8 protein-coding genes are annotated in these 10,143 nt (G+C 64.6%); 3 read left to right on the forward strand and 5 right to left on the reverse strand.

Annotated elements, in window-relative coordinates; translation table 11 throughout:
• Positions 1–138 precede the first annotated feature (138 nt).
• Entirely contained in the window at positions 139–1,047 is a 909-nt protein-coding gene (pdxY, locus tag QMX78_RS17500) for a pyridoxal kinase (RefSeq protein ID WP_282271911.1), read from the forward strand.
• Complete coding sequence (locus QMX78_RS17505; protein WP_282271913.1) at positions 1,044–2,159, forward strand: prephenate dehydrogenase; 1,116 nt, start codon at positions 1,044–1,046, stop codon at positions 2,157–2,159. The genes pdxY and QMX78_RS17505 overlap by 4 nt, the downstream gene beginning before the upstream one ends.
• Before the next feature lie 379 nt (positions 2,160–2,538).
• Here QMX78_RS17505 and QMX78_RS17510 read toward each other — a convergent pair whose 3' ends face one another.
• The 5 genes from QMX78_RS17510 to QMX78_RS17530 form a co-directional block, all read right to left on the reverse strand.
• On the reverse strand, positions 2,539–2,754 hold the full coding sequence (locus QMX78_RS17510) for a hypothetical protein (RefSeq protein WP_282271915.1): 216 nt from the start codon (positions 2,752–2,754) through the stop codon (positions 2,539–2,541).
• 99 nt (positions 2,755–2,853) lie between these two features.
• A complete protein-coding gene (locus tag QMX78_RS17515; RefSeq protein WP_282271917.1) occupies positions 2,854–4,623 on the reverse strand; it encodes an ABC transporter transmembrane domain-containing protein in 1,770 nt (589 codons plus the stop codon).
• Positions 4,616–5,212, reverse strand: coding sequence for a YigZ family protein (locus tag QMX78_RS17520; protein ID WP_282271919.1), 597 nt, complete (start codon positions 5,210–5,212; stop codon positions 4,616–4,618). The genes QMX78_RS17515 and QMX78_RS17520 overlap by 8 nt, the downstream gene beginning before the upstream one ends.
• A gap of 46 nt (positions 5,213–5,258) precedes the next feature.
• Positions 5,259–6,326 (reverse strand): hypothetical protein, encoded by a 1,068-nt coding sequence (locus tag QMX78_RS17525; RefSeq protein WP_282271921.1) that lies wholly within the window; start codon positions 6,324–6,326, stop codon positions 5,259–5,261.
• Positions 6,323–6,880: an RNA polymerase sigma factor gene (locus tag QMX78_RS17530; RefSeq protein ID WP_282271923.1), complete on the reverse strand. Its 558-nt coding sequence runs from the start codon at positions 6,878–6,880 to the stop codon at positions 6,323–6,325. The genes QMX78_RS17525 and QMX78_RS17530 overlap by 4 nt, the downstream gene beginning before the upstream one ends.
• A gap of 271 nt (positions 6,881–7,151) precedes the next feature.
• Between QMX78_RS17530 and QMX78_RS17535 the strand changes: the two genes are divergently transcribed.
• Positions 7,152–9,962, forward strand: coding sequence for an EAL domain-containing protein (locus QMX78_RS17535; protein WP_343239297.1), 2,811 nt, complete (start codon positions 7,152–7,154; stop codon positions 9,960–9,962).
• The last annotated feature ends 181 nt before the right edge of the window (positions 9,963–10,143 follow it).

Genomic DNA, 10,143 nt, shown 5'->3' on the forward strand with positions numbered 1-10,143 from the left:
GAGCCATGCTCGGCAGAGGCGTTCCCGGTAATGCCCCTGCCGAGCATGGCTCGGCACTACCTCGTCATGCCATCTGCTATTGGTTGCGCGCGCAAGCGTTTGCAGCTGCATCTGGCACTGCGGACGTAGAATAGGGCGATGAACGAAGTCGACCATAGCCATCTCGTGCACGGTCGTCGGCAACGCCCGGATGGGCCGTCGCCGGTGGACGTGATTTCCGTGCAATCCCAATTGGTCTACGGCCATGCTGGCAACAGCGCGGCAGTTCCGCCGTTGCGTGCCCTGGGCCTGCGCGTCGCCGAAATCCCCACCACGCTGTTGAGCAACGCGCCCTTCTACGCGACGCTGCACGGCCGCGTGCTGCCTGCAGACTGGTTTGCGGAACTGCTGCAGGGCGCAACCGAACGGGGCTTGCCGCAACGGGCCGGAGCCCTGGTATCCGGCTACTTCGGCAGCGTTGCCAACGGCGCCGCCTTTGCTGATTGGCTGGACGAAGTGCTGCCGCAGTCGCCGAACCTGCGTTACTGCCTTGACCCGGTGATCGGCGACACCCATACCGGGCCTTACGTTGAGCCGGGGCTGGAAAAGATCTTCATCGAACGCCTGCTGCCACATGCCTGGTTGGTCACGCCGAACGCCTTCGAGCTGGGTCGTTTGACCGGTATGCCGGCGCTCGAACAGGGCGACGCCATCGCTGCATCGCGCAAGCTGTTGGAGCGCGGCCCGGAATGGGTGATCGCGCATTCCGTGTCTGGTGATCCGGGCGAGCTGGTGACCTTGGCCATCGGCCGCGAACAGATCTGGCGTTGGACCTCGCCGCATCTGCCGGTGGATGTGGCCGGTACCGGTGATGTGCTGATGTCGCTGCTGGTCGCCTTCCTGCTCAAGGGCCATAGTTTCGAGGATGGCGTGAGCCGCGCCATCGCTGGCGTGCACGCTGCGCTGGAAGCAACGCTGGCTACTGGCGTGGAAGAGTTTGACGTGTTGGCGGCCGCTCCAGCTGCATTGGGTACCCCGTACCGCTTCCGCGCCGAGCGTCTGGCGTGAGTCTGCGTCCAGTCATCGGCATCGTCGGCAGCGGCGGTGCCTTTGGACGTTGGCTGCGTGGCTTCTTCGAATCGCGCATGGGTTTGCAGGTGATCGGCCACGATCCGGTCGATGCGGACTCGCAGACCCCGGAGCAGTTGCTGGAACAGGCCGATGTGCTGCTGTTCTCGGCGCCGATCCGGCACACGCCCGCATTGATCCGTGACTACATCCGCCAATCAGCCGGACGTGAGCGCGGCAAACTGTGGCTGGACGTTACCTCGATCAAGGCTGAGCCGGTGGCGACGATGCTGGAATCGCAGGCGTCGGTCGCTGGCCTGCACCCGATGACCGCACCGCCCAAGGCGCCGACCTTGAAGGGCAGGGTCATGGTGGTCTGCGAAGCGCGGCTGGATGCGCAGTGGCAGGCGTGGCTGGATGAACTGTGCAGCGCCCTGCAGGCCGAATGCGTGCGCGGCACCGCCGAGCACCACGACCGGGTGATGGCGCTGGTGCAGGCGATGGTGCATGCCACGCATCTGGCCCAGGCCGGCGTGCTGCGCGAATACGCACCGATGCTGGGCACCCTGAGCGAATTGATGCCGTATCGCTCGGCTGCATTTGAACTGGATGCGGCGGTGATCTCGCGCATCCTGTCGTTGAACCCGGCCATCTACGAAGACATCCAGTTCGGTAATCCGCACGCTGGCGAAGTATTGGATCACCTGTTGCAGCAGCTGCAGCAGCTGCGCGGTCTGGTGGGGCAGGGCGATGATGCCGCGCGTGCGGCGTTCCGGACGCAGTATCTGGCCGATAACAAGGCCGCGGTGGATGAGCAGACTTTGCGCGATGGCAATTACAGCTTCGAGCGGGTCGGTTACCTGCTGGCGGACCTGACTGACCAGCGTGCGATGAGTGTGCATCTGCCGGAGGACCGCGCCGGATCGCTGCGCGAGTTGCTGCATGTGTTCGAACGCCATGGCATCAGCCTGGCCTCGATTCATTCCTCGCGTACACCGAGTGGTGAAGTGCATTTCCGGATGGGCTTCGTGCAGGCGTATGCACCTGAAGTGATTTCGGCCGCCAGCGACGAGATCAATAGCAGTGGCATAGGCCGGGTGCTGGAGCGGTAAGCGCGTCGCTGCCACAGAATCCCCGACCTTGTAGGAGCGGCGTAAGCCGCGAAGCTCGTGAGCCAACAGCAGCAAGAGCTACTGCAACTGCAACAGCCCAAAAGCACCCCTCCCCAACCCTCCCCTTTGCTGCGCAAAAGGGAGGGGCTCAACCTCATCGGCGTCTCACCGGCTGCGACTTAATCCACAGTGACGTGTGTGCAAGCATGTGGATAATCGCTGACATCCCTTGCGGCACAGGGCTGTCAAGATGGTTGGTGAAAATTTGACCAGTCGCGGGCTGCATCCGCAAAGCGTATTCAGAATTTCCCGGCCGGCTGGCAGCGGACTGTCCCCAGTGCGCGCCGGCAGTGATCACGGCGCGCTGTAGAAGCAGGAATCAGGCCCGGTAGGGCTGGTTCATCGACAGGCTGACTTCGCCATCGGCACTGAACAGGTTGCTGCCGCGACGCAGCAGCGGCCGACCATCGGCCAACTCGTACCGTGGCGGACGGTTTGTGCTGCTGGCCTGGTCGGTGCCGGGCTCATCAACAAACTCGATGACGATGCAGCTCTCGCCATCACGGGTAGTTGCGGGGAATTGTCGGAACGCCATAGCTCGCCTCCAAAGCTGGGAAGGTAGTCGCAGTGCATCGATGCGACCACTCTGCGAGCTTGCCGCCGGCGTTGTTAGCGGTGCGTTACCGCAGCGTTCTCAATCTATGAATTGCAGCCGTGCCAGCTCGGCATACAGGCCATCCTGTGCCAACAGTTCAGCATGCGTGCCCTGCGCGACGATGCGGCCGTGGTCCATCACCACGATGCGGTCCGCCTTCAATACCGTTGCCAGCCGATGGGCGATGACCAGCGTGGTGCGGCCGGCCATCAGGCGCTCGAGCGCCTGTTGCACGGCACGTTCACTTTGCGCATCCAGTGCGCTGGTCGCTTCGTCCAGCAGTAGTACCGGTGCGTCCTTGAGCAGTGCGCGGGCAATGGCCACGCGTTGCTGCTGGCCGCCGGACAGGCGCGCGCCACGTTCGCCCAGGTCGCTGGCATAGCCTTCCGGCAACTGCATCAGGAAGTCATCGGCCTCGGCTGACCGCGCGGCGGCGCGAACTTCTTCGTCGCTGGCTTCGAGCCGACCATAACGGATGTTGTCGGCGGCGCTGGCGGCAAACAGGGCTGGCTGTTGTGGCACCAGCGCAATGCTCTGGCGCAGCTGTGCCGGATCAACCTCGCGCAGGTCGACGCCGTCCAGACGCAGATCACCGCTGTCCGGATCATGGAAGCGCAGCAGCAGCGACAACACGGTGCTTTTGCCGGCGCCGGATGGGCCGACCAGGGCCACGGTTTCCCCCGGCGCCACGGTCAGGCTGAAATCATCCAGCGCCGGCTGATCCGGGCGCTGCGGGTAATGGAAGGACACATGCTCGAAGCGGATTTCCCCGCGAACCGGCGAGGGCAGCGATTGCGGCTGTGCGGGTGCGGTGATCTGCGGACTCTCCGCCAGCAGTTCACCAATCCGGCCCATGCCGCCGGAGGCGCGCTGCAGTTCGTTCCAGACTTCGGCCAAAGCGCCGACCGAGCCGCCGCCGATCAAGGCGTACAGCACGAACTGGCCAAGCGTACCTGCCGTCATGCGACCGTCGACGACGTCGTGCGCGCCCGACCACAGCACCGCAACGATGGCGCCGAACACCAGCACGATGGCGATGGCGGTGACGAAGGACTGGGTGCGGATGCGGCGCTTCGCGGTGGCCACGGAAATATCCAGCGCGGCCTCGAAGCGGCCACGCTCGTAGGGTTCGCGGGCATGCGCCTGCACCGTGCGCACCGCGCCGAGCGTTTCCGAGGCCAGGGCATTGGCGTCGGCGACGCGGTCCTGGCTGGCACGGGAGATTTTCTGCAACTGGCGCGCGCCCAGCACGATCGGCAGTACCGCCAGCGGGATGCCGATCAGCGAGTACACCGCCAGGTGTGGACTGGTGACGAAGAGCATCACCATCGCACCGATGACGGTGACGCTGCTGCGCAGTGCCACCGACATGGTCGAGCCGATCACGCTGCGCAGCAGTTCGCTGTCGGCGGTCAGTCGCGATACCAGCTCGCCGCTGCGGGTGCGGTCGTGGAAGCCGGCATCCAGCCCGATCAGGTGCGCATAGAGTTTGCCGCGCAGGTCGGCGACGACTTTTTCGCCCAGCAGCGAGACGAAGAAAAAGCGTGCGGCGGTGGCCAAGGCAAGTACCACCGCGACGATGAACAGCAGCAGGAAGGCACGGTTGATCTCGCCACCACCGGAGAAACCGTGGTCGATCATCTGCTTGACCGCCATCGGTAGGCTCAAGGTTGCCGTCGAGGACACTGCCAGTGCGACAAGCCACGCGGTGAACAGGCCGGCGTGACGGCGCACGAATGGCCACAGGGTTTTCAGGCTGCCGAGCTTCTGCAGCTTGCGTTGCGGCGGTGTGGAAGGGGCTTCAGTCATTGTCGACGGGTTCGCTCAGGCGTAGGCGGTCGCGGGTGGCGTCGCGCAGGCGCAGTGCCAGCGCATCGATCTGGTCTGCCGGCAGGCGCACATGCAGGCGCAGGCCTTCGGGCAGGAAGTGTTCTTCAAGTTTCTCGGCCCCGGCAGTGCCGAGCAGGGTGTGCACGATGCCCATGTCTTCAAAACCGCATTGCAGGATGCGCTCGGTCATCGGCACCAAGGGACTGCGCTGGGCGAGCCGCAGGCATTCGGCGGCAGTGCCGCCATAGGCCCGGACCAGGCCACCTGCACCGAGCTTGATGCCGCCGTACCAGCGCGTCACCACAACAGCGATGCGGTCGTAACCCTGACCATCTATCGCTGCGAGAATCGGGCGTCCAGCGGTGCCTGCCGGCTCGCCGTCGTCACTGGAGCGATAGTCATTGCCGTGCCGGTAGGCCCAGCAGTTGTGGGTGGCGTCGACATCCGACACCGATTGAATGAATGCCAGCGCTGCGGCGGCATCGCTGATCGGCGCTGCCTGCGCGAGGAAGCGGCTGTGTTTGATCTCCAGCTCGTGGCTGGCGGGTGCGGCGAGAGTGTCGAGCATTGCCGTCATTCTAGTGGCAGCGCTGCAAAGCGGTAGCCGATGCAGCTCAATCCTTGAGCAGCGGGCGCAGATCGCGCGGAATGCGCGCTTCCGGGTAGTCGTGTGCGAAGCGCCGCAGGCTGGCCTTTGCACCGTCCAGATCACCGGCTTCGTGGCGTTCGCGGATGCGCTTTATCCATTGGTGACGCGACAGCGTGGCGTCGGCCTCGATGTCGGGTGTGCTGTCGGCGGCGATCGCTTCCGCACGTTGGCGACGTGCCTCGGCTGCCTTGCTGACCGTCTTGGCACCAGCATGTGGAATCGGAGTGGAGCCAGTTGGTGCCGGCCGGGGGGACGCAGCACGTGCAAGCGTGGGTGCCGTTTCGCTCAGGTAGAAGCCGTCCTGCGCGGCATCGGCGGAGCTGGCCTGTTCGGCTTGAACCGGTGTAGCCATCGGTGCCGGAGCCATCATGGGTGCTGGAGGAGCCGGCGGGGCGGGCGGGACAATGACCGGTGCAGCGGAGAAGGCGCGCGGCGATTGCCCTGCATTGCTGGTAGCGGGCTGCTCGATGGCGCTGGCCTTGTCCTTGTGCGCAGCATCTGGCTGCGCGGCGCCAGCGCTGGACGCCTTCGCGCTGACGACGGATCGGGCCTGCGGCACGGCAGGAGCCGTGGCGGCATCCTCGGCAACCTGGGGCGGGGCCGGGCTTGCGGGTGCCGCAGCGACCTCGGCGGCGATATCAGCGGCCATTGGCGCTGCCGCGGGCGCGGACATCTCGGCGTGTTGCATCGCCGGTTGCGGCGGTGTCGGCGGGCGCAGTTGCCAAGCCAGGCCAACCACCAATACCAGTGACGCGGCCACGGCCAGTGAAGACACCAGACCGCGCCGGCGACCCCAGCCGCGGCGCTGGGATGCGGATGGCTGTCTGGCGGATGCAGTGGTGCGTTGCCGGGTCTGGGTGTCTGCTTGGGTTTGTTCTGGCTGGGGCTCGGGCTGCGTCTGCGGCTTGGCGCGGGCCAAGTCCATGATCCGGGCGTCCAGCTGTGCGCTGGGGGTGGCTGTGCCGGCGCCGGGACGGCCCAGCAGCCTGGCCAGCTCGCGCTCTTCAGGGGTCAGCATGTCTGGAGTGTTCATTCGCTCAACCTCGCGCGCAGCTTGTCCATCGCATAGCGCAGCCGCGACTTGACGGTTTCCCGGCCAACGCCGGTGATCTGCCCGATCTCCTCCAGGCTGAGTTCCTGTTCCAGTCGCAGGATCACGACTTCCTGTTGTTCCGGCGGCAACTCGGCCAAGGCTTGGCGCAGTTGCAGACGCTGGGCTTGTTCGTCAGCCAGCAGCTCCGGGGTGCAGTTGTCGGTCAGGCGCGCGGTTCGCTCGTCGGCGTCTTCCGGTGCTGCCGGGCGATGGCGGGCGGCCCGCCAATGATCGTTGAGTCGGTTGTGGGCGATGCGGAACAGCCAGGTGGCGAAGGCGGCGTCGGGTTTCCAGCCAGCGCGGGCATTGATCATCTTCTGCCAGACGTCCTGGAACAGTTCCTCGGCCAAAGGCCGGTCACGCAGCTGGCCCAGCAGATAGTGGAACAGCCGCGCGCGATGCCGGGCATAAAGCTCGGAGAACGCATCGCTGTCGCCGTCGGCATAGGCCAACATCAGCACTTCGTCGGTAGGGGTTTGGACAGCGGTATCCACCCGCCAAGCGTAGTGGTTGGGCTTGGTTCTGCCTAGCTCGATGAGCTGTCGGAAAGTCGCTCATTCATGATCGTGAAAGACAATCTTTTTTTTGCGACACACTGCTCTTGACCGCTGCTGAAGGTATGCTGGGGAATCAGGGGGGAGTTCCGGGCGACCGGAACCCAGAGAGAACGGATACATGTCGTATAGCGAGCTTGACGCGAAGGCAGAAACCCAGCGCGCCGATACAATTTCGCCGGTCACCAACGTGGTAGGAACATTGCAGAGCTTGTTGCCCCCCGTCAGCACGGTTGCGCTGGCGTGGCGTGATGGTTCGCTTGGCGAGGGTAGCTGCAGTTCCCCGGCTTCGGGCGATGGCCTGCGCCAGCTCGCTCGTGATTGCCTGGCGGGCAACAAGGAGGGCCTTCCTGCCTCTGTGTACCTGCTGGAATGGAGTCACGACGGCGACGCGGATTATGTGCTGCTGATCGATCCCGAACAGGCGCTGCCGGCGGCGCGCCGTGAAGCATGGGAGGGCACGGCGCGGGTGTTGATCTGCTCGGCCATGGAGCTGATGCGCCAGCGCATCCAGATTGAAGAACTGCAGCGCTCCAAGCAACTGCAGAAAGCCTTGTTCGAAATTGCCGATCTGGCCGGGGCCGACCTGGCAATGACCGAGATAATGGCGCATTTCCATCGCATCCTCGGTTCGCTGATGTATGCGGAGAACTGCTACATCGTCGAGTGTGATGAAAACCAGCAGAGCCTGGAATTCCTGTATTTCGTTGATACCCATGACAGCTATCTGCCTGACCCCGGACGCCGCTACAGCTACGAGGAAATGCCGGCCAGTCTGACCTTCGCGGTGTTGCGCAATGGTCGGGCACTGAGCGGGCCGTCGCGTGAGCTGGCCAAATATCTGGAACAGCCTTACGAGGTGTCGGAGGGCGAGGAGAGCACCGACTGGCTGGGTGTGCCGATGTGGCGGGACAACCGGGTCTGCGGTGCGATCGTGGTGCAGAGTTATGTCGCCGATGCCTGCTATGGCGAGGAAGAGCTGGCACTGCTGAACTTTGTCGCCAAGCACATCCTTACCGCGATGGATCGGCATCAGGCGCACGCGCAGCTGGAACAGCGGGTCTGGCAGCGCACGCAGGATCTGGAGCGTATCAACGACCACCTGCAGGGCGAGATCATCGAGCGCCGACGCGCGGAACTGCTGCAGGCGGCGTTGTTCAACATCTCCGAGCTGGCGATGAGCGGCAAGGCCACCGGCGATTTCTACGCCCAGGTACACGAGATCATCGGCCGGTTGCTGGATGCCAGTAATTTCTACGTGGCGATGGTGACCCCGGATGCGACCGGCATCGAGTTCGTCTATTCCGTCGATCGCTACAACCGTGAACGCGCGACCCGGATTTTCAGTGACGGCTTGACCGAGTACGCGCTGCAACGCCGCGAGCCGGTGTTGCTGACGCGGGCGGGTATCGACAAGTTGATCGTGGCTGGCACCTTGAAGGAATTCGGGGCCAAGTCGCAATGCTGGTTGGGCGTGCCCTTGTTCAGTGATGAGGAAGTGGTAGGCGTCATCGCGGTGCAGAGCTACAACCCGGAGGTCGTATTCACCGCCGATGATCAACGTCTGTTGGTATTTGTTGCACGCGCGATCGGCAACAGCCTTGCCCGCCAGCGCGATCAACAGCGCCTGGTGCAGGCCCATGCCGACCTGGAGCTGCGGGTCACCGAGCGTACCCGTGAGCTCGGCGAGGTGAATCAGAAGTTGCTTGGGCAGATTGGCGAACGCATGCGTGCCGAGCAGCGCCTGACCCACCTTGCGATGCATGACGTGCTGACCGGGCTGCCGAATCGCCTGCACCTGCAGGATCGACTGGAACGTGCGATCGAGAACGCGGAGCTGGGAATCGCCCCGAACTTCGCCCTGCTGTTCCTGGACCTGGATCGCTTCAAGTGGGTCAACGACAGTATTGGTCATGCCGCCGGCGACCAGATGCTGGTTGAGGTCGCGCGCCGACTGGTGGGTCTGGTCCGTGGTGATGACGTGGTGGCGCGCCTGGGTGGCGACGAATTCGCGCTGCTTGTGCACTCTGATCGCGGTTCGAATGCGGCGATGGACCTGGGACGGCGTCTGCTCAGGGCGCTGGAAGCGCCGATGTGGGTGGACGGGCGCGAGCTGTTCCCCTCCGGCAGTATCGGAATCGCGGTATGGGATGCGCGCTATACCTCTGGCGCGGACCTGCTGCGCGACGCGGATGCGGCCATGTACCGGGCCAAGCTCAAGGGCCAGGACCGTTGCGTGATGTTCGACGGTGCGATGCACGACGAGGCCATGCGCAGCCTGGAGCTGGAGGCGGACCTGCGAAGGGCGATCAAGAAGCGTGATTTCCTGCCGTATTACCAGCCCATCGTGTCCTTGCTTGATGGCAAGGTGGTCGGTCACGAAGCGCTGTTGCGCTGGCAGCACGAGCGGCGCGGTGTGCTGGTGCCGGGGGAGTTTCTATCGCTGGGCGAAGAGAGCGGCCTGATCGAGCAGGTGGATTGGCAGATCTACGAGCAGGTCATGCAGGACATGGCGGCGTCGGTGGTTGGCTACATTTCGGTGAACGTGTCGCCGCGGCATTTCCGTTCGGCTGAGTTCGCGCCGCGTTTGCTGGGAATGCTGGATGCTGCGGGCGCTGACCCGGAGCGGCTGCGGGTGGAGATCACCGAGATGGCCCTGCTCGACGACGAGCCGCGCACCCTGCGCGCTTTGCACCAGCTGCGTGAGCGCGGCGTGGTGGTGCAGCTGGATGACTTCGGTACCGGCTATTCGGCGCTGTCCTATCTGCATCGCTTCCCGATCAGCGCGCTGAAGGTGGACCGTAGTTTCGTTGCCGGCCTGCACGATGAAAGCGGCAACAGCACCCTTACCCTGGTGGAAGGCGTGCTGTCGCTTGCGCGCACGCTGGGCATCGAGACGATAGGCGAGGGCATCGAGAACGAGCGGCAGCTGCAGACGCTGAAGGAACTGGGCTGCAACTTCGGCCAGGGTTACCTGTTGGGTTACCCGGCCGCGCGCGAACAGACCCTGCAGCACGCATAAGCGTCGGCTTTGTAGGAGCGGCGTCAGCCGCGAAGCTGGAATTGGTTCCGTTGCGCACCAGTTGCGATTGCATGATGCGCAGTGGACCTTGCTTGGAAGACTGGCGATCTGCTCGTGGGGGGGGGGGCGCCGCGGGCCCCCCCCCCCGCCAAAAAACCCCCCCCGCCGCACCCCCCCCGGG

Source organism: Stenotrophomonas sp. PS02298 (genome assembly GCF_029959445.1).
Taxonomy (GTDB): Bacteria; Pseudomonadota; Gammaproteobacteria; order Xanthomonadales; family Xanthomonadaceae; genus Stenotrophomonas.